Source organism: Actinoplanes sp. NPDC051513, assembly GCF_044454685.1.
In the GTDB taxonomy this organism is placed as follows: Bacteria; Actinomycetota; Actinomycetes; order Mycobacteriales; family Micromonosporaceae; genus Actinoplanes.
The window spans coordinates 1,053,525-1,071,133 of the sequence record NZ_JBITDW010000001.1; the positions used below are offsets into that span (position 1 = coordinate 1,053,525).

Below are 17,609 nucleotides of genomic sequence, written 5' to 3' on the forward strand. Positions count from 1 at the left end.
CATGTGGCGCACGACAGGCGTACGTGACCTCACTGTTTAATGGGGTCCGGCCGACCTGCCACCGGAGGCGATATTGAGCTACCCGTATCCGCCCGAGCCGACGCCGCCCCCGGACGACGCCGTCCCGCCGGTCCAGTATCCGCCGCCGACCTACGCCCAGCCGTCGTATCCGCAGCCCGGCGATCCGCAGCCCGGCGATCCGCAGCAGGGCTATCCGCAGCCCGGCGATCCGCAGCACGGCTATCCGCAGGCGGGCTATCCGCAGCCGGGCTATCCGCAGCCGGGCTATCCGCAGCCGGGCTATCCGCAGCCGGGCTACCCGTACGTCTACCGGCCGCGGGAGACCGAAGGGCTCGCGATCGCGTCGCTGGTCGTCTCGTGCGCGGCGGTGCCGGGCCTGTGCGCGTACGGGATCGGCGGTCTTCTCGGCGTTGTCGGCGCGATCATGGGCCACGTCGCCCGGCGGCGGATCGCGGCCAACGGCACGGACGGCGCCGGGATGGCTCTGGCCGGCATCATCGTCGGCTGGATCACGACGGCCATCGTCGTGGTGGGGATCGTGCTCGTCATCGTCCTGGTCGTGCTCAGCGAGAACGATCCCAACTGGTGACCTGATCGCCCGGCGGCGCGGCTACGCGGCTGGTGGGGGCGGGCAGCGGGCGCACCGGATCGGCCTGAACGAAGATCAGCGGAGCTCTGGCGCCGTAGCGGGCCGGTAGCTGACGGCGGGCCTCCTCGACGTCGCGGACGCCGATCTCGACGCCGCTGCCGTCGTGGCGGGCGCCGATGCTGACGACACGGACGCCCTGCGCGGTCCAGTACGGCAGGTCGGCGAGCACCCGGTCGTGCCAGACGGTGAGGTCCTTGGTGGAGTGGTCGGCGTCGCGGACGACCACGCAGGCGTCCTCGGCCGACTTGCGGATGAAGTCGTCGAAGGCCGCCGACGGGACGCGGTAGACGATCGCGCGAACCTTCTCTTGATCGACCTCGACGCCCGCGAAACTGTCGGCGAACTCGCCCCGGCCGGCCCGGTCGATCCCGGTCATCACCGCCTCGAGCCGGGGCGGCGTGACGGGCACCTGGACGCCGCCGGCGGTGACGTGCTCGGGGGTGCGAGGCACGCCACAGCCGGCCGTGGTCCAGCCGCCGGTCAGGCCGGGCGAGTCGACGATCTCGCCGTCGCCCGGGTCGCCGCACCCACCGATCATGAGGACCACCCCGAGCGCGAGGCCCGTCCGGAATCGACCGCGGTACATCGCATTCCCCCTCTCTACCCGTCCTCGCCGGCCGCCGCCAGCCCGACGCCCCCGATGGTTCAACGAGCGAACCCGCCCAAAGCGGACCGCACACCCGCCGCAAGAACGAGACCGCGAACGGCCGGCCGGCGAGAGAAGCTGCGCGCAAGCCGACGAGGGCGGGCTGATCGGGGAGGGCTCGCTAGTCGGTGAGGGCGGGGTCGACCGTGAGGCGGTTGGCCCGGGTGGCGCCGAGGACGAATACGGCCACGCCGGCCAGCAGGAGCAGCAGGCCGGGCAGGGTGGCGAGACGAGGCTGCTGCCCCAGCCACACCCAGGCCAGCAGGGCCGCCCCGGGCACCTCGAGGAGGGCCAGGACGCTGACGGTGGTGGCCGACGTGCGCTGGAGGGCGTAGTTGAACATCGAGTGGCCCAGGAGCTGGGCCCCGGCCACCAGGGCCAGAATCGCGGCCCACGTGCGCGGGTCGTAGCCGGCCAGGTCGACCCGGGCGATCAGGCAGACCGCGAGCAGGGCGAGCGCGCAGGTGCCGTAGCAGATCCAGGTGTACGTCGTCGTGCTCAGCGTCGTCCGGGCCTGCTCGCCCAGCGCGGTGTACACCGCGGCGGCCACCGCGCCCAACAGGGCCAGCACGTCGGCCAGCACCGCCTGCCCGGAGACCCCCACGTCGGCGCCCGTCGCCCACGCGGCGCCCGCCACCGCCAGGCCGATGCCGAGCCAGCCCGCGGCCGGCGGCCGGCGGCCCTGAGCGGCGGCGATCAACCCCTGCCAGACCGGCTGGGTGGCGACCAAGGCAGTCGCGGTGGCCACCGAGCCGAGCTGGACGCTCGGCATCCATGTTGCGAAATGTGCGGCGAGGGCGACGCCGGCCAGCAGGCAGAAGATCAGCGCGCGGCGGCCGGCGCCGAGCAGCTCGGGCCGGCGGGGTCCGAGGGTCACGGGGGTGAGCGCAACGGCGGCCAGGCCGTTGCGCCAGAACGCGATGGCTAGGGCGGGAGCGGCCGCGAACGCGATCAGCGGGGCCGACGACGAGACGGCGAGGACCGCAACGGCGAGGGCGACGACGGTTGTCAATCCAGGCCGTTGGCGAGGTGAGCGCGTATTCATCCCCGGCCGTCGCTTCTTGCAGGGTTTTGCAGCACGTTTGCCAACCGCTATTGAACGGAAAGTGACGCCGTGGCTACAGTCACCGCGTTGTCCCGCCCCTTTTGACCACCCGATGCCCGGGAGGCTGATTTATCGTGTCCGCATACCGTGCGGTCGTGTTTGACTTTTTTGGCACCCTGACCCGTGCGGTCCAGCGCGGACCCCAGCACGCCGAGATCGCCCGATCTCTCGGCGCTGACCCCGACGCGGTGCGCGGTGTGCTCGACCGCACCTTCCGGGCGCGCGCCCGGGGCCGGTACGGCTCCGCCGAAGCCACCCTACGATGGGTCATCGAGCAGGCGGGCGGCCGCCCCCGCCCGTCGCAGGTGCGCGCGGGCGTGCCGGCCCGGATCAACGCGCTCAAGGCCGACACCCGGCTGCGGTCCGACGCGGTCAGCGTGCTCACGGCCATCCGGCGGCGCGGTCTGGCGACCGCGGTGATCAGCGACTGCACACACGAGCTGCCGGCCTTCCTGCCGAGCCTTCCGGTCGCGCCGCTGCTGGACGCGACGATCTATTCCGTACGGCTCGGGGTCTGCAAACCGGATCCGAACATCTATCTGGCCGCCTGCGATGAGCTCAATGTCCTGCCGTCCGAGTGCCTGTATGTCGGCGACGGCGGCAGCAACGAGCTCACCGGCGCGGCGGCGATCGGCATGACGCCGGTACGGCTGGCCGCCCCCGATCTGGCCCACCACCTCGTGTACGACGCGGACACCAACTTCGCGGGCCGCACGGTCCGCTCGCTGACCGAGGTGGTGAGCCTGATCGACCACACCCAGATGGTGAATCCCGAAGGTGCGAGGATGACCCGATGACGTCTGCGGTCGTGGAGGAAGCCCTCAAGAAGGCGGCGCTGGCCTGGGTCTCGGTCGGCGACGGCCCGGCCCTCGGCGTCTGGTGCATGCCGCTGGACGGCTCGCTGATCATGGTGAGCGGCCCCGGCGAGCAGCACGCGCCCGGCCTGGCCGAGGCGTCGACGGCGACGGTCCGCCTGCGCGGCGACAACGGCGGCCTGATCGTGGTGGCCGAGATGACGGTGACCCGCCTGGCGCGGGACGGCGACGACTGGGCCGAGGTCGCCCCGCAGCTGGCCCAGAAGCGCCTGAACGCCTCGGGCACCTTCGGCGAGCTGGTGACCCGCTGGGCCGCCGACGGCTGCGCGATCGTCCGCCTGACCCCGTCCGACCACGACACGACCGCACCCCACCTGCCGGCCACCTCGGGGGCGGCCGCCCCGCGCGACACCCCGGCCCGGGTGGAGACGAAACGTCCCTTCCGCCTGCACCGCGTGCGGAAATCCTGATCCTCAGCCGATGAAGGGCGGGACGGCGATCTCGCCCTTCGCGATCGGACAGACGTGGCCGGCCACCGTGGCGGCAAGGGCGCGGCCGGCGCCGGCCGTCACGGTGCAGTCCAGCAGGGACGGGCGCTTCATCTCGATTCCCTGGTGGACGCGGTAGGTGGACGTGCCGTCGGCCGGCAGGAGACCGGCGTCGACCAGGTAGACGCCCAGTCCCAGGGCGGCCGAGCCGGTCGCGGGATCCTCGGGGACGGCCGCGCCGGGGCAGAAGACCCGCGCGTGGGCCTCCGGCGAGGGGGACGGGGACCAGGAGAAGATGCTGAGCTCGCTCACCCCGAGCTTCTCGGCCGCCGCGTCGTCGATCCGGATCTTCGCGAGCGCTTCCCGCCGTACGGGAAGAAACACCCAGGCCAGACCGCACCCGGCGGAACGTGGGGCAGCAAGCTCATGATCTTCGGCCGTGAGGCCCGCCAGGGCCAGCAGCGGGGTGGGATCGAGTTGCTCGCCCAGCGTCGGCTCGCCGCCCGTGAGGGTGGCCGAGCCGGACTCCCTGACAACAAGAGGCAGCAGGCCCGCGCCGCACTCCTGGATGATCTCGCCGGGCGGGAAGAGACCGCGGCGCATCGAGGTCACCGCGGCGCCCACGCTCGGGTGGCCCGCGAACGGCAACTCGCGCTCGGGGGTGAAGATCCGCGCGCGATAGGTGGCCGAGGAGGTCGGCGGGAGGATGAAAACCGTCTCCGCGAGGTTGAACTCGCGGGCCAGCGCGTGCATCTGGTCGGCGGCCAGATCGTCGGCACCGTAGACCACGGCCAGCGGATTCCCGGCGAAGGGGCGGTCGGTGAACACGTCGACGATCTCGTACGCCACGGTGGACATGTCCGGACCCTAACCTAGGCTTGAGCCGTGACCATGGGGACGCGGGTTTATCTGGCCCGGCTCGCCGGGCTGGGCGTCTTCGATCCGAACGGCGATCGGGTCGGCCGGGTGCGCGACGCCGTGGTGCGGCTGCGCACCACCAACCGGCCGCCGCAGGTCGTCGGGCTGGTCGCCGAGATGGCACTGCGGCGGCGCATCTTCCTGCCGATCGGGCGGGTCACCTCGATGGACGCCGAGGCGGTCGTGCTCAACACCGGCACGCTCAACCTGCGCCGCTTCGAGAAGCGGCCCAACGAGCTGCTGGTGGTGGAAGACCTGCTCGACCGCCGCGTGATGGTGAAGCCCGAGACCGGCGACGGGCCCGGTACCCAGGGCAATGTCGTCGACATCGGCATGGAGCAGAACCGCAGCAACGAGTGGCTGGTCACCCGGGTCGCCGTCCGCGAGCACACCGGGCGGCTCGCCCGCCGCGGGCACGTCTTCCAGGCCGAGTACGAGCGGATCCGCAACCTCTTCGGCCCGACCGATACGCAGGGCACCTCCAACCTGCTGGCCCTGCTCGAGCAGATGCGCCCGGCCGACATGGCGAACGCTCTGCAAGACCTGCCCGATGCCCGGCGCAACGAGGTGGCGGCCGCGCTGAGCGACCGCACCCTGGCCGACGTCCTCGAAGAGCTGCCCGAGCACGACCAGGTCGAGATCCTGGTACGCCTCGACCGCGAGCGCGCCGCCGACGTGCTCGAGCGGATGGACCCCGACGACGCCGCCGACCTGCTCGCCGAGCTGCCCAAGACCGAGCAGACCGTGCTGCTCGACCTCATGGAGCCCGAGGAAGCGGCCCCCGTCCGCCAGCTGATGGACTACCAGCAGGGCACGGCGGGCAGCTTGATGACCTCGGAGCCGGTCATTCTCACGCCCGACGTGACGGTCGCCGAGGCGCTGGCCCGCATCCGCGAGCCGGAGCTCTCCCCGGTGGTGGCGGCGCAGGTCTTCGTGGCGCGCGCGCCGTCGGCCACCCCGACGGGTAAGTATCTCGGCATGGTGCATTTCCAGCGGCTGCTGCGCGAGCCACCGGCGTCGATCCTGGGCGGCCTCGTCGACAGCGACCTCGAGCCGCTGCGGCCCGAGGCGACGCTGGCCGAGGTCACCAAGCGGATGGCGACGTACGACCTGGTCTCGATGCCGGTGGTGGACAACTCGCACCGGCTGCTCGGGGCGGTCACGGTCGACGACGTGCTCGACCACTCGCTGCCGCGGGACTGGCGCGACCGGGACGCCGCGGGCGCCGATGACCAGCAGGCTTCGCCGTGACGACCGAGCCGCGGCGGGACCGCCTGGATCAACCCGTCGAGCGGAGCCGGGTGCGGCTGCCCCGATTCAACCCCGAGACGTTCGGCCGCTGGTCGGAGGGGATCGCCCGGGGGATGGGGACGGCGCAGTTCATCGTCTGGATGACGGTGGTGATCGGGGCCTGGTTCGCGTGGAACACGCTCGCGCCGGAGGGTCTGCGCTTCGACCCGTACACCTTCACGTTCTTGACCTTGATCTTGTCGTTGCAGGCCTCGTACGCGGCGCCGCTGATCCTGCTCGCACAGAACCGGCAGGCCGACCGCGACCGCCTGGCCATGGAGGAAGATCGACGGCGCGCCGCGATGCAGAAGGCGGACACCGAATATCTCGCCCGCGAGATCGCCTCGCTGCGCATCGCGCTGGGCGAGGTCGCGACCCGCGACTTCCTGCGCAATGAGCTGGCCCGGCTCGCCGACGAGTTGGACGAAGCGGCCCACCGGCGGGAGAAGCGGGCCCGCTCGGAGTGGGAGGAGGATCGCAAGGAGTGGGACGCGGATCGCTCCTGACCGCGCAGTAAAGTCAAGCTATGTCCGCTCCCGCCCCCACGCTCGAGGACGCGATCCAGACTGCTCTGGCGACCGTCGACGACCCCGAGATCCGCCGCCCGATCACCGACCTCGGCATGGTCAAGGGCTTCACCGTCGCCGGCGAGCACGTCAAGGTCGAGCTGCTGCTCACCGTGGCCGGCTGCCCTCTGCGCGACAAGCTCAATTCGGACATCACCGCCGCCCTCACCAAGATCCCCGGGATCACGTCGGTGAGCATCGACTTCGGCGTGATGACCGAGGAGCAGCGCAAGGCGCTGCAGAGCACGCTGCGCGGTGGTTCCGCCGCTGCCGAGCCCGTCATCCCGTTCGCCCAACCAGGTTCCAGGACCAGGGTGTACGCCGTGGCGAGCGGCAAGGGCGGCGTCGGCAAATCGAGCGTGACCGTCAACCTGGCCGCGTCCCTGGCCAAGCGCGGGCTCTCGGTCGGCGTGCTCGACGCGGACATCTACGGACACTCGGTGCCCCGCATGCTCGGCGTCGAGGGCCGGCCCACCCGGGTCGAAGACATGATCATGCCGCCGCAGTCGCACGGCGTGAAGGTGATCTCGATCGGCATGTTCACCGCCGGGAACGCCGCGGTGGTCTGGCGCGGGCCGATGCTGCACCGTGCGCTGCAGCAGTTCCTCGCCGACGTCTACTGGGGCGACCTCGACGTGCTCCTGCTCGACCTGCCGCCGGGCACCGGCGATGTGGCGATCTCGCTGGCCCAGTTGCTGCCCAACGCCGAGATCCTGGTCGTGACGACCCCGCAGGCGGCCGCGGCCGAGGTGGCCGAGCGGGCTGGCGCGATCGCGCTGCAGACCCACCAGCGGCTGCTCGGCGTGGTCGAGAACATGTCCTGGCTCGAGCTGCCGGACGGCTCGCGCATGGAGGTCTTCGGGGCCGGCGGCGGGCAGACCGTGGCCGACTCGCTGACCAAGACGGTGGGCGCCTCCGTGCCGCTGCTCGGTCAGGTGCCGCTGGACACGCGGGTTCGGGAGTCCGGCGACGCGGGCGAGCCGATCGTGCTGGCCGCACCGGATGCCCCGGCCGCGAAGGCGCTGGACGAGGTGGCGGCAAAGCTGGCCGTCCGGCGCGATTCCCTGGTGGGCAAGCCGCTCAGCCTGATGGTCAACGCCAAGCGGTGATCGCGATCGCCCCGCTGAGCGAAGCGGAGCCGGCTGGCTAGGTGGCGTCCAGGTCGAAGCTCTGGGCTGGACGCTTCACCACATCGCTGCTCGTGGCGTTCTTGATGTCCGCGGCGGCGGCCACCTCGGACAAATCCGACTTCACGCCGTTCAGGTCGGATTTCACGTCCTCGAAAAGGCCCTGCAGCGGCTTGCGCAGCGCTTCCTCGTCTTCCTCGCTGAGGATGTGCTTGCGGATGAACGCCTTGGGATGCAGATCTTGAAGCTGGAGGTCGGTGCCGAGCTCCTTGTTCAGGTCGGAGGTGGCGTTCTGCGCCATGGCGCGCAGGCCGCGCAGCATGCGCATGCCGTCGCCGATCACCTTGGGCAGGCGCTCGCCGAAGATCAGCAGCGCGAGCAGGAGCAACGCGCCGATCTCCCACCAGTTCAGGTTCTCGAACATGAGGTGGCCTCCCTCCCTACCGTTCCGGCGCCAAGCCTACGCACGAGATCCGCTGAGCCATAGGTTCAATTCGAGTCGGCGACGAGTGTCACTGACGCGGTCGAGGTCTTGCTCCCCCGGCGGTACTCGACCGGCACCACGGTGCCCGGCGCGTACTTGCGGACGAGGGCGATCAGGTCGGTGCCGTCCTCGAGGACGTGGTTGTCGAGCTTGGTGATCACGTCACCGGCCTTGAGGCCCGCGGTGGCGGCCGGGCCGGACGGCTCAACCGAGCGCAGGCGGGCGCCGGTGACCGTGGCGGTGCCGGTGACGACCTCGGCGCCGATCACCGTGCGGCGGGCCTTGCCGTGGTCGATGATGTCGCCGGCGAGGCGCTTGGCCTGGTTGATCGGGATGGCGAAGGCGAGGCCGATGTTGCCGGCGTCGGTCTCGGTGGTGCCCAGCGAGCGGATCACCGAGTTGACCCCGATGACCTGACCGGCGGCGTTGACCAGCGGCCCGCCCGAGTTGCCCTGGTTGACCGCGGCGTCGGTCTGGATGGCCGCGTAGTAGCGGGTGGTTCCGCCCGGGTCGCCGGACTGGATCGTGCGGTCGAGGGCGCTCACGATGCCCGCGGTCACGGTGTTGACCAGCGCCAGCGGCGAGCCGAAGGCGAGCACCGGGTCGCCGACCGCGATCGAGTCGGAGTTGCCGAGCGCCACCGGGGTGAGTCCCGATTTCGCGACCTTGATCACAGCGATGTCGGACTCGGGATCGCGGCCGACCAGGGTCGCCTTGGCCGTGGTGCCGTCGCTGAACGACACCGACATGTTGTCGCTGCCGGTCTCGACCACGTGGTCGTTGGTGATCACATACCCGTCGGCGGAGACCACGAAGCCCGAGCCGATCGCGCCGGTGACCCGGACGGTCACGACGCTCGGCAGCACCTTCTTGGCCACGCCGGCCAGCGTGTCGGGGGCGCGGTTGACCGCCGCCGACGGCTCGGGATGGGCCGCGCCGAGCTGGCTGCCGTTCGAGTTGGCGAGGCCGCCGCGGACGGCGAAGACGAAGCCCAGCGTGCCGCCGAGACCGCCCGCGAGCAGGGCCGTGATCAGGCAGATCAGCAGGATCGGGGTGAGCGAGCGGCGCGGCGCGTCGGGATTGGGGACCGACTCGGGAGATGGCCCTCCGCCCGGCGGCGGGGGCGGCAGCACGACCTGGGCCGCCGCGTACGGGTCGCGCCAGGGGTCGGTGAGCGCGTCGGACCACCAGTTCTGATTCGGGTTTTGAGGCATGGGCTGACCGGCAGGCGGCGGAGCGTTACGCGCGTTCCAGCCGTCGGTCACGTCGGTGCCTCCCACACTCGCGGTCCCTGAAGGAGCCCGGCTCCCCCTCCAGAATGACACGGATCCCTGAGCCTTCCCGGCCCCGGCCCGTTTATCCCATCGACGGCCCGGTGCATCCCGGGAGAGCATCGCTCTACTCTCATATCCGATGTACGCCGGTTCCGCACGTGCATCCCCCGCCCGAACGGAACCGCCCGGAGGTCGTCATCGTCCCGCCAGCCCGCCCGATCGGCCCGCAGACGGCCCAGTCCCTGCAGTTCGCGGAGGCCTACGCCGCCGAGGACATCGTGCTGCAGACCGCGCGCGGCCTCTCCCATGAGCTCGGCCTGGAGAGCGTCACGCCGGCCGCGGGCTCCGTGCTGCGCCTGCTCGCTGCCGCGGGCAACGCCAAGGCGGTGGTCGAGATCGGCACGGGTACGGGTGTGAGCGGCGTCTGGCTGCTGCGGGGCATGCGCGTCGACGGGGTGCTCACCACCATCGACGTCGAGAACGAGCACCAGCGGATCGCCCGCCGGATCTTCGTGGAGGCGGGGTTCGCCTCGTCCCGTACCCGGATCATCACCGGACGCGCGCTGGACGTGCTGCCCCGCCTCGCCGACGGGGTCTACGACCTGGTGTTCGTGGACGCGGACGCGACCGAGTTCGGCGCCTGCGCGGAGGCGGCGCTGCGGCTGCTGCGGCCGGGCGGGGTGCTGGTGGTCAACGGCGCGATGGCCGGCGGGCGGATCAGCGACCCGGCCGCCCGCGACGTCGACACGCTGACCATCCGCGAGACCGTGCGGACCGTGCGCGAGGCCGAGGAGTGGATCCCCGCGGTGATCCCGTCGGGGGCCGGACTGCTCGCCGCGGTCAAGCGCTGAGCCGCTCGAGATAGCGCAGCAGGGTGCGGGCGCCCCAGCCGGTCGCGCCGCGGCTGATCTCGAGCTCCGAGGTCTCGGCCCAGCTGGGCGCGGCCATGTCCACGTGCGCCCAGACGTCGGCCTTGTCCCCGAGGAACTCGGCGAGGTAGAGCGCGGCCACCACCGAGCCGGCGCCCCGCGCGGGGGAGCTGTGCCGGTCGGCCAGGTCGCTACGCAGGTACTCCCGGTAGTCGTCGGCCAGCGGCAGCCGCCACATCTGCTCGCCGGCCTGCCGGCCCGCCTCGGCCAGCGCGGCGGCCAGGTCGTCGTTGTGGCTGTAGAGCGCGGCGGTGCGGTGGCCCAGCGCGACCGTGTTCGCGCCGGTCAGCGTGGCCAGGTCGACGATCACGTCGGGGTCGAGCTCGGCGACCGCGTAGCCGAGCGCGTCGGCCAGGACCAGGCGGCCCTCGGCGTCGGAGTTGGTGGACTCGCTGGTGGTGCCGTCGTAGTGAGTGATCACGTCGCCGGGGCGGAAGGCGGCGGCGCCGACCGCGTTCTCGGCCAGCGGGAGCAGGGCGGTGACGCGTACCGGAAGCCCCAGCTCGGCCGCGCCCAGCGTGGCCGCCGCCACCGCGGCCGCGCCGCCCATGTCGATCTTCATCCGCTTCATGCCCTCTCGGGTCTTGATCGAGATGCCGCCGGAGTCGAAGGTGATCCCCTTGCCGACCAGGACCACGTGGGTGCGGGCGCCCGCGGGCGACCAGGACATCTCGACCAGGCAGGGCGGGCTCACCGAGCCGCCGCCGACGGCCCGGAGGCCGCCGAAGCGGTCCAGCTCGGCGCCGGCCCGGATGCGGATCTCCACTCCCGTATGGCCGGCGGTCGCGCCCACCAGCTCCTCGGACAGCCAGGCGGGGTTCTTCAGCGAGGACGGGGTGTTGGTGAGGTCACGGGCGAACCAGGCGGCACGGGCCGACGCGGTCGCGAGGGCCAGGCTCTCGGCGTACGCGGAAAAAGCGGGAGAAATCAGCTCGACCTCGGCCGATCGGGGGTCCTCGCGGCCATCGCGATAGCGATAGCCGCCCAGCCAGAGGCCCTCGGCCAGGCCGCGCACCGCCTCGGGCGGAACCTCACCGTCCAGCTTGACCTGCAGGGGCTCGTCGGCCCTCAGCTCGCGGCTCACGGCGGCGCCGGCCGCGCGCCAGCCCGCCTCGTCGCCCGCGCCTGTCCCCGCGAGCACGACGCTGTTCGGCCTCCGCAGCGGCCGGGGTAGAAGTCGCACCTCGCCGGCCTCGCCGAATCCCTCGGCCAGCGCGGCGATTTCGGCGGAAAGGTCGTCGACCTCGTGCGACAGTGGGCCCGAGGCGGCGATCGGCACGATCCTGGTGCGGTCGTCGTCGAGATGGTCGGTCAGCCTGATCGGAAACACGAGAGCGTGACCTTTCTCGAAGACGTGGAAAGCCCGCCGGTACGGGCGGTACCGTACCGGCGGGCTCGCGCGAAACGTCAGCCGGCGATCGACTTCAACGCGTCGCCCAGCGCGTTGGCCTCGTCCGGAGTCATCTCAACGACGAGACGGCCACCACCTTCCAGCGGGACGCGCATGACGATGCCCCGCCCCTCCTTGGTGACCTCCAGCGGACCATCGCCCGTCCGCGGCTTCATCGCCGCCATTTCGTCTCCCCTCAGACCTACATCAGGGTGTCGGTGGGTTACCCCACTGCCACTTTTCAACGCCGCGTGCTCAGCCCCACGCGGCGTGGTACTCGTATCCGACCGGCGGCCGTGGGCCATTCCGCGTGTTCACGCGACCCGGCCCACCGTGCCGATCAAACATTTTCCCTGATGAACACCGGCGAACCCAAACCCAGCCCGGGCGGATGTGACAGCATCTAGCATATCGCCTTTCGGGCTGTCACAATGTGCGGTCATGCAGGCGCGGTCGGCACTCTTCGACCTGTACGGCGATTACCTCCGCCCCCGGGGCGGGCGAGCGCCGGTCGCCGCCCTGGTCAAGCTGCTCGCGCCGCTCGGAATCGCGCCGCCCGCCGTGCGCACCGCGGTGTCCCGGATGGTGCGTCAGGGCTGGCTGCACCCCCTGCGGCTGGTCTCCGGACCGGGCTATCTGCTCACTCCGAAGGCCGCGCGCCGGCTCGACGAGGCGGCGGCCCGGATCTACCGCACCGGGCGTTCCGGGTGGGACGGCCGGTTCGATCTCATTCTGCTGCACGGCCCGCTCGTCAAGAAGGATGCCAACCGGCTGTCCTTCCTCGGCTACGGCACGCTGGGTGATCATGCCTGGGTGGCGCCGCGCGCCGCCGACGAGGTCGACGCCGTCCTGGTCGACGCCGGCGTCGGCTACGAGCGGTTCAGCGCCGCGCACGCGGCCGGGTCGCCCGGCGCCAGCGAGGTCGTCGGCAAGGCCTGGGACCTGCCGTCGCTCGCGTCGTCCTACGAGACGTTCGTGGCCGACCTGCGGCCGGTGGTCAGCGCGGTCAACGCGCGCAGCAGCGACGAAGAGGCGTACGCGGCCCGGTTCCGGCTCGTGCACGCCTGGCGCTCGTTCCTGTTCCGCGACCCGCAACTGCCGCCGTCGCTGCTGCCGCCGCGCTGGCCGGGGGCGAGCGCGGCCGGCTTCTTCGACCGGCACGCGGCCCGCCTGCGACCCGCCGCCGACCGGTACGTCGAACGCTGCCTGCATTCGGCCTCCCGGGGCGGCCGTGTGGGATTCTCAGATACATGACGGACTCTCTGCTCGTCGACCGCACCGACGCGGTCGTCACGCTCACGCTCAACCGGCCCGAGGCGATGAACGCCCTCGACGTCGACCTCAAGGAAGCGCTGCGGGACACGCTCGCGCAGCTCGAGACCGACCGCAGCTGCCGGGCGATCTTGCTGGCCGGCGCGGGTCGCGGCTTCTGCGTCGGCCAGGACCTGCGGGAGCACGCCGAGCAGTTGGAGTCCGGCCGTACCGACCTGGACACCGTGCGGGCGCATTACAACCCGATCGCCCAGCGGCTGGCGAACATGCCCAAGCCGGTGGTGGCCGCGGTGCGGGGCATGGCGGCCGGCGCGGGCGCGTCGTTCGCGCTGCTGGCCGACTTCCGGATCGGCGGGCCGTCGACGAAGTTCCTGATGGCCTTCGCCAACGTGGGCCTGGCCGGGGACAGCGGGGTCTCGTGGTCGCTGCCGCGGATCGTGGGGCATGCCCGGGCGCTCGAGCTGCTGCTGCTCGGCGAGCCGCTCGATGCCGTCACCGCCGAGAAATACGGCATGCTGTCCCGCCTGACCGACTCCGACGACGAGGTGCTGCCGGCCGCTCAGGCTCTGGCGTCGCGGCTCGCCGCCGGGCCGACCGTCGCCTATGGCGCGATAAAGCGGGAGTTGTCCATCGGGGATGCGGGGACGCTCTCCGACGCGCTGGCGGCCGAGGCCCAGGCGCAGTCGATCTGCGGCGGGACCGACGACCACAAGGCCGCGGTGAGCTCGTTCCTGGCCAAGCAGAAGCCGGTCTTCGAGGGTCACTGACGTTATGACCGTTTTGGGATCGCCACATTCATAGAGTTCCATCAATAGGCTCCTCCCCAACACTTCTGCTGAGTGGGAGGGCCTTACATGGTCAGGTGGCGGATTCTTCTGGGTACGGCGGTGGCTGTGCTCACCGTCGCGGCGTTGGGCGCCACCGCGTCCCCTGCCGCGGCGGCTCCGGTCGGCTCGGGTGACGGCGTCGCGCCCGGCACGAACGTCGTCGGCGGCACGCGGGCCGCACAGGGCGAGTTCCCGTTCATGGTGCGGCTCTCGATGGGCTGCGGCGGGGCGCTCTACAGCCCGACGATCGTGCTCACCGCGGCGCACTGCGTGGGCCGCACCGGCACGAACACGTCGATCACGGCGACGCTCGGCGTGGTCGACCTGAACTCCAGCAGCAAGATCACCCGGAAGTCCAACTACGTGTACCGGGCGCCGGGCTACAACGGGGCCGGGAAGGACTGGGCGCTGATCCGGCTGGCCAGCCCGGTGACCGGCCTCGCGACCCTGGCGCTCGCCTCCAGCACCGCGTACGACTCGGGCACGTTCACGATCGCCGGCTGGGGTTCGGCGACCGAGGGCGGCTCGCAGCAGCGCTACCTGCTGAAGGCGCAGGTGCCGTTCGTCAGCGACGCCACCTGCAACTCGTCGGCCATGTACAACGGGGAGGTCATCGCGACCGATGAGATCTGCGCCGGGTACACGGCGGGCGGGGTCGACACCTGCCAGGGCGACTCGGGCGGCCCGATGTTCCGCACCGACTCGGCCGGCGCGTGGGTGCAGGTCGGGATCGTGAGCTGGGGCGACGGCTGCGCGCGGCCCAACAAGCCGGGCGTGTACACGCAGGTGAGCTACTTCTCGTCGGCCATCAAGTCGGCAGCGGCCAGCCTGGGCGGCTGAACGGCCCCTGATCGCGACGACGGCCCCGCCCCTCGCCCGGCTCGACCGGCGTCGCACCCACGGCCTCGCAGCCCAGGGCTGCGGGGCCGTGGCGTGCCGGCCGCAGGTGTGCCGGCCGTCGGCTTCGCAGCTCAGCCCTGCGGAGCCGTGGCGTGCGGACCGCCGGTGTGCCGGCCTCGCAGCCCAGGGCTGCGGGGCCGTGGCGTGCGTTCAGTCGTCGTCCTCTTCCTCGGGGTCCTGGTTGGCCTCCTCACCGAGGACGAACGCCTGCATGGCCAGCTCGTCACCGGAAGGCCAGACGTAGGTCGGCAGCTCCTTGGGACCGAGCACGGCCACGTGCGTCCAGAACTGGCGCACCGCATCGGCCGGGGTGGCGGCCTCGATCGGCAGGGCCAGGCTGACCAGCCAGGTCGGCGTGCCGGGGCCGGGCTCGCCGGCGAGCGCGGCCGTCAGACGGCGGAATTCCTGAGCCTCGACCTGCACCGGCCCGTCGCCGGCGGCCAGGACAGCGGCAAGGCTCGCGGCCGGCACCGGGTCGTCGAACGCGCGGCGCACGTAGGTCAGGACCAGGTCGTCACCGCGACGGCCGGCGGGGTCGTGCGCGGTCTTGCCGGCCCGGGCCAGCGCCACCACGGGGTCGTGCGCGGTCTTGCCGGCCCGGGCCAGCGCCACCACCGGGTCGTGCGCGGTCTTGCCGGCCCGGGCCAGCGCCACCACGTGGTCGTCGGCGACCAGCAGTACCTCTTCGTCGGGCGCCACCGCACCGCCTGCGAAAGCCACCGTCACGGTCTCGTTGTGGTAGAGCCGCTCGGTCGCCCACTGATCCGCCGGAATGATCACCGCCCACTGAGCCATGCGTTCCATCTCATCACGCGGCCGGCGCAGGCGAGATCGGTGGGACCCAACAGCCCGCGAGGTGGTCGTCGACCATGCCGGTGGCCTGCATCAATGCATACGCCGTCGTCGGGCCCACGAACTTGAAGCCCTGTTTCTTCAGCGCCTTGGCCATCGCGATCGACTCGGGTGTGGTGGCCGGGACGTCGGCCCGGGTGTGCGGGCGGGGCGGGCGCGGGGACGGCGCGAACGACCACAGCAGCGCGGACAGGCCGTCGCCGAGCTCGGCGGCGACGCGCGCGTTGTGCAGAGTGGCGTCGACCTTCATGCGGTTGCGGACGATGCCGGGGTCGGTCATCAGGCGGGTCGCATCGGCCTCGGAGAACGCCGCCACCTTGTCGATCGAGAAGTTGGCGAAGGCGGCCCGGAAGGCCGGGCGCTTGCGCAGGATCGTGATCCAGGACAGGCCGGACTGGAAGGCCTCGAGGCTCATGCGCTCGAAGAGCGCGTCGTCGCCGCGGACCGGCCGGCCCCACTCGGTGTCGTGATAGCCCACGTAGTCGGGGGTGCTGCCGCCCCAGAAGCAGCGTGCCCGGCCGTCGTCGCCGACCACGAGACCGGCGTCGAGCAGGTCAGCCGGCGCGGTGCCGGGCTGCGGCGCGCCGAACGGCGAGGTGTCTGTCATGGCGACCACCGTAGGGCCACCCTCTGACAAAAATCCGCTACGGGAGACGGCCCTGCTCGACCAGGCGGCCGAACTTCTTCAGCGCGCCGGTGAAGCCCAGCTTCGACCCCGGCCAGAGCACCGGCCAGGCGACCTTCCCGGCGGGGCCGGCCGGCAGGTGGAACCACTCGTGCAGGACGACCTGGGTGCGGTCGCCGGACATCGGCGTGCAGCGAACCGATCCCGGACCCCGCAAGACCTTTCCGCAGTGCACGACCCGTACCTCGAAAGGGGGGTTGACCTTGACGACGCGCAGCTCGTCGCGGAGCGACGCCGGACCGATCGCGGTGACCGCCTCGACCAGGCTTCCCTCGCCGCCGTCGCCCTCGACCACGCGCACCTTGGTGAACGGGATCCACTGGGACTGGCCCTCCCAGTTCAGGAAGGCGGCGAAGACCCGGGCGGCGGGCGCGTTGACGATGACGGTGGCGGTCACCTCGCCGGTGCCGGGGCGGGAGGCGTCGCCGAGCCCGTCGACCGGCTCGGCCCCGCTCACCGCGGCTCCGCCGGCTCGGACTCCTTCGCGTCGGCGCCGGGCGCGTCGTCCGGTGGCGGGGGCGTGGCGGCGAGGTCGATCAGCGGACCGTCGCCGGCCGGGGGCGCCGGGACCGGCGCGATCGCCGCCTCGCGGGCCTTGCGCAGCGCGTCGGCGTCGGCCATGCGGCCGTCGCGCAGCGCGATGACCTCGGCCTCGAGCACGCTGATCAGCTCGCCCTTGTACCCGATGTCGTAGGCGGCGCGCTCGAGCGCCTGGTCGACCTGGGCCATGCGGTAGCCGCGCCAGGCGGTGTCGAAGCGGGTGCCGGCCAGATCTTCCTCGCCCAGCGGACGGTCGGTCGGCAGCGGCACCGCGCTCCCATCGGGTTCGACGGGCGTCAATCCCGAGTCGCCCCCGCCCAGCATCACGGTCACGCCGAAGACGATCGCGGCGACCACCAAGGCGACCACGATGAAGAGGAAAAGCTGACCCATGCGCACGATGTTGGCATGCCCGCCGTTTTGTGGCGAGCCCGCCACCCCGGCCGGGCAGTCAGGTCCAGGTCAGGATCTTCTTACGCCAGGCGTAGAGGATGCCCAGCGCGAGCACGGCAACGAAGATCGCCATCTCGATGACGGTGGCCGCGCCGAATCCCGGCAGGTCGAACACGACGGCCCAGGGGAAGAGAAAAACGGCTTCTACGGCGAAAAGGACGTAAAGGTATGCATATACGTAGTAACGGATCTGCGCCTGCGCCCAATCGCCGCCGACGGGGTCGATCCCACTCTCGTACGCGATGAACTTGCCCGGCGGCTCGGCCGGACTGCCCGGGCGAAGTAGCCGGTTGGCGGAGAAAGCACCCACGAAGACGAGCACGCCCGCTCCGATCACCAGCCCGAGCGTGGCGTACGAGCCGAGATAGCCGTCCACGG

The 17,609-nt window shown here is 71.7% G+C and carries 22 protein-coding genes; 10 read left to right on the top strand and 12 right to left on the bottom strand.

Annotation, left to right across the window (positions count from 1 at the left end; translation table 11 throughout):
* Positions 1-73: 73 nt before the first annotated feature.
* Entirely contained in the window at positions 74-610 is a 537-nt protein-coding gene (locus ACIA5D_RS05135) for a DUF4190 domain-containing protein (RefSeq protein WP_396028515.1), read from the top strand.
* Here the strand turns inward: ACIA5D_RS05135 and ACIA5D_RS05140 are convergent.
* Positions 585-1,256 carry a hypothetical protein gene (locus ACIA5D_RS05140; protein ID WP_396028516.1) on the bottom strand — a complete coding sequence of 224 codons (672 nt, stop codon included), beginning with the start codon at positions 1,254-1,256 and terminating at the stop codon, positions 585-587. The genes ACIA5D_RS05135 and ACIA5D_RS05140 overlap by 26 nt on opposite strands.
* A 181-nt stretch (positions 1,257-1,437) precedes the next feature.
* A complete protein-coding gene (locus ACIA5D_RS05145) occupies positions 1,438-2,361 on the bottom strand; it encodes a DMT family transporter (RefSeq protein WP_396028517.1) in 924 nt (307 codons plus the stop codon).
* Between the two features lie 134 nt (positions 2,362-2,495).
* Here ACIA5D_RS05145 and ACIA5D_RS05150 point away from each other — a divergent pair, with 134 nt between their 5' ends.
* Together ACIA5D_RS05150 and ACIA5D_RS05155 are read left to right on the top strand one after the other, a co-directional pair.
* The gene (locus ACIA5D_RS05150; protein WP_396028518.1) at positions 2,496-3,218 is read left to right on the top strand and encodes an HAD family hydrolase; all 723 of its coding nucleotides are present in this window, start codon (positions 2,496-2,498) and stop codon (positions 3,216-3,218) included.
* Positions 3,215-3,706 carry a hypothetical protein gene (locus ACIA5D_RS05155; RefSeq protein ID WP_396028519.1) on the top strand — a complete coding sequence of 164 codons (492 nt, stop codon included), beginning with the start codon at positions 3,215-3,217 and terminating at the stop codon, positions 3,704-3,706. The genes ACIA5D_RS05150 and ACIA5D_RS05155 overlap by 4 nt, the downstream gene beginning before the upstream one ends.
* A gap of 3 nt (positions 3,707-3,709) precedes the next feature.
* Here the strand turns inward: ACIA5D_RS05155 and ACIA5D_RS05160 are convergent, their stop codons facing one another.
* Positions 3,710-4,582, bottom strand: coding sequence for a PhzF family phenazine biosynthesis protein (locus ACIA5D_RS05160; protein ID WP_396028520.1), 873 nt, complete (start codon positions 4,580-4,582; stop codon positions 3,710-3,712).
* Positions 4,583-4,609: 27 nt separating this feature from the next.
* On the opposite strand from ACIA5D_RS05160, the gene ACIA5D_RS05165 reads away from it, so the two are divergent.
* Genes ACIA5D_RS05165 through ACIA5D_RS05175 form a run of 3 tightly spaced genes read left to right on the top strand, consistent with a single transcriptional unit; the run spans position 4,610 to position 7,607 of the window.
* Complete coding sequence (locus tag ACIA5D_RS05165) at positions 4,610-5,893, top strand: magnesium transporter MgtE N-terminal domain-containing protein (RefSeq protein ID WP_396028521.1); 1,284 nt, start codon at positions 4,610-4,612, stop codon at positions 5,891-5,893.
* A complete protein-coding gene (locus ACIA5D_RS05170; protein ID WP_396028522.1) occupies positions 5,890-6,438 on the top strand; it encodes a DUF1003 domain-containing protein in 549 nt (182 codons plus the stop codon). Before ACIA5D_RS05165 ends, ACIA5D_RS05170 begins: the two co-directional genes overlap by 4 nt.
* 20 nt (positions 6,439-6,458) lie before the next feature.
* Complete coding sequence (locus tag ACIA5D_RS05175) at positions 6,459-7,607, top strand: Mrp/NBP35 family ATP-binding protein (protein WP_396028523.1); 1,149 nt, start codon at positions 6,459-6,461, stop codon at positions 7,605-7,607.
* 37 nt (positions 7,608-7,644) lie between these two features.
* Here ACIA5D_RS05175 and ACIA5D_RS05180 read toward each other — a convergent pair whose 3' ends face one another.
* Both ACIA5D_RS05180 and ACIA5D_RS05185 read right to left on the bottom strand, forming a co-directional pair.
* A complete protein-coding gene (locus tag ACIA5D_RS05180; RefSeq protein WP_396028524.1) occupies positions 7,645-8,049 on the bottom strand; it encodes a preprotein translocase subunit TatB in 405 nt (134 codons plus the stop codon).
* Between the two features lie 65 nt (positions 8,050-8,114).
* Positions 8,115-9,374: a S1C family serine protease gene (locus tag ACIA5D_RS05185; protein WP_396028605.1), complete on the bottom strand. Its 1,260-nt coding sequence runs from the start codon at positions 9,372-9,374 to the stop codon at positions 8,115-8,117.
* Positions 9,375-9,625: 251 nt separating this feature from the next.
* On the opposite strand from ACIA5D_RS05185, the gene ACIA5D_RS05190 reads away from it, so the two are divergent.
* A complete protein-coding gene (locus tag ACIA5D_RS05190) occupies positions 9,626-10,234 on the top strand; it encodes an O-methyltransferase (protein WP_396028606.1) in 609 nt (202 codons plus the stop codon).
* On the opposite strand, the gene ACIA5D_RS05195 is transcribed toward ACIA5D_RS05190, so the two are convergent.
* Positions 10,224-11,642: a leucyl aminopeptidase family protein gene (locus ACIA5D_RS05195; protein ID WP_396028525.1), complete on the bottom strand. Its 1,419-nt coding sequence runs from the start codon at positions 11,640-11,642 to the stop codon at positions 10,224-10,226. The two genes, ACIA5D_RS05190 and ACIA5D_RS05195, sit on opposite strands and share 11 nt — an antisense overlap.
* A gap of 77 nt (positions 11,643-11,719) precedes the next feature.
* Positions 11,720-11,887, bottom strand: a complete 168-nt coding sequence (locus ACIA5D_RS05200) for a DUF3117 domain-containing protein (protein ID WP_014447667.1) — start codon at positions 11,885-11,887, stop codon at positions 11,720-11,722.
* Positions 11,888-12,143: 256 nt separating this feature from the next.
* On the opposite strand from ACIA5D_RS05200, the gene ACIA5D_RS05205 reads away from it, so the two are divergent.
* The 3 genes from ACIA5D_RS05205 (at position 12,144) to ACIA5D_RS05215 (ending at position 14,641) form a co-directional block, all read left to right on the top strand.
* Entirely contained in the window at positions 12,144-12,956 is an 813-nt protein-coding gene (locus ACIA5D_RS05205) for a PaaX family transcriptional regulator C-terminal domain-containing protein (protein WP_396028526.1), read from the top strand.
* Positions 12,953-13,741, top strand: coding sequence for an enoyl-CoA hydratase-related protein (locus tag ACIA5D_RS05210; RefSeq protein ID WP_396028527.1), 789 nt, complete (start codon positions 12,953-12,955; stop codon positions 13,739-13,741). Before ACIA5D_RS05205 ends, ACIA5D_RS05210 begins: the two co-directional genes overlap by 4 nt.
* A gap of 87 nt (positions 13,742-13,828) precedes the next feature.
* Positions 13,829-14,641, top strand: coding sequence for a serine protease (locus ACIA5D_RS05215; protein WP_396028528.1), 813 nt, complete (start codon positions 13,829-13,831; stop codon positions 14,639-14,641).
* Positions 14,642-14,851: 210 nt separating this feature from the next.
* On the opposite strand, the gene ACIA5D_RS05220 is transcribed toward ACIA5D_RS05215, so the two are convergent.
* From ACIA5D_RS05220 to ndhC, 5 genes are all read right to left on the bottom strand, one after another.
* Positions 14,852-15,496 (bottom strand): hypothetical protein, encoded by a 645-nt coding sequence (locus tag ACIA5D_RS05220; RefSeq protein WP_396028529.1) that lies wholly within the window; start codon positions 15,494-15,496, stop codon positions 14,852-14,854.
* Between the two features lie 13 nt (positions 15,497-15,509).
* On the bottom strand, positions 15,510-16,088 hold the full coding sequence (locus ACIA5D_RS05225; protein WP_396028607.1) for a DNA-3-methyladenine glycosylase I: 579 nt from the start codon (positions 16,086-16,088) through the stop codon (positions 15,510-15,512).
* Positions 16,089-16,197: 109 nt separating this feature from the next.
* Positions 16,198-16,695 (bottom strand): SRPBCC family protein, encoded by a 498-nt coding sequence (locus ACIA5D_RS05230; protein ID WP_396028530.1) that lies wholly within the window; start codon positions 16,693-16,695, stop codon positions 16,198-16,200.
* Positions 16,692-17,171 (bottom strand): DivIVA domain-containing protein, encoded by a 480-nt coding sequence (locus ACIA5D_RS05235; protein WP_396028531.1) that lies wholly within the window; start codon positions 17,169-17,171, stop codon positions 16,692-16,694. Before ACIA5D_RS05235 ends, ACIA5D_RS05230 begins: the two co-directional genes overlap by 4 nt.
* Positions 17,172-17,229: 58 nt before the next feature.
* Positions 17,230-17,607: an NADH-quinone oxidoreductase subunit A gene (ndhC, locus tag ACIA5D_RS05240; RefSeq protein WP_396028532.1), complete on the bottom strand. Its 378-nt coding sequence runs from the start codon at positions 17,605-17,607 to the stop codon at positions 17,230-17,232.
* Positions 17,608-17,609 lie beyond the last annotated feature (2 nt).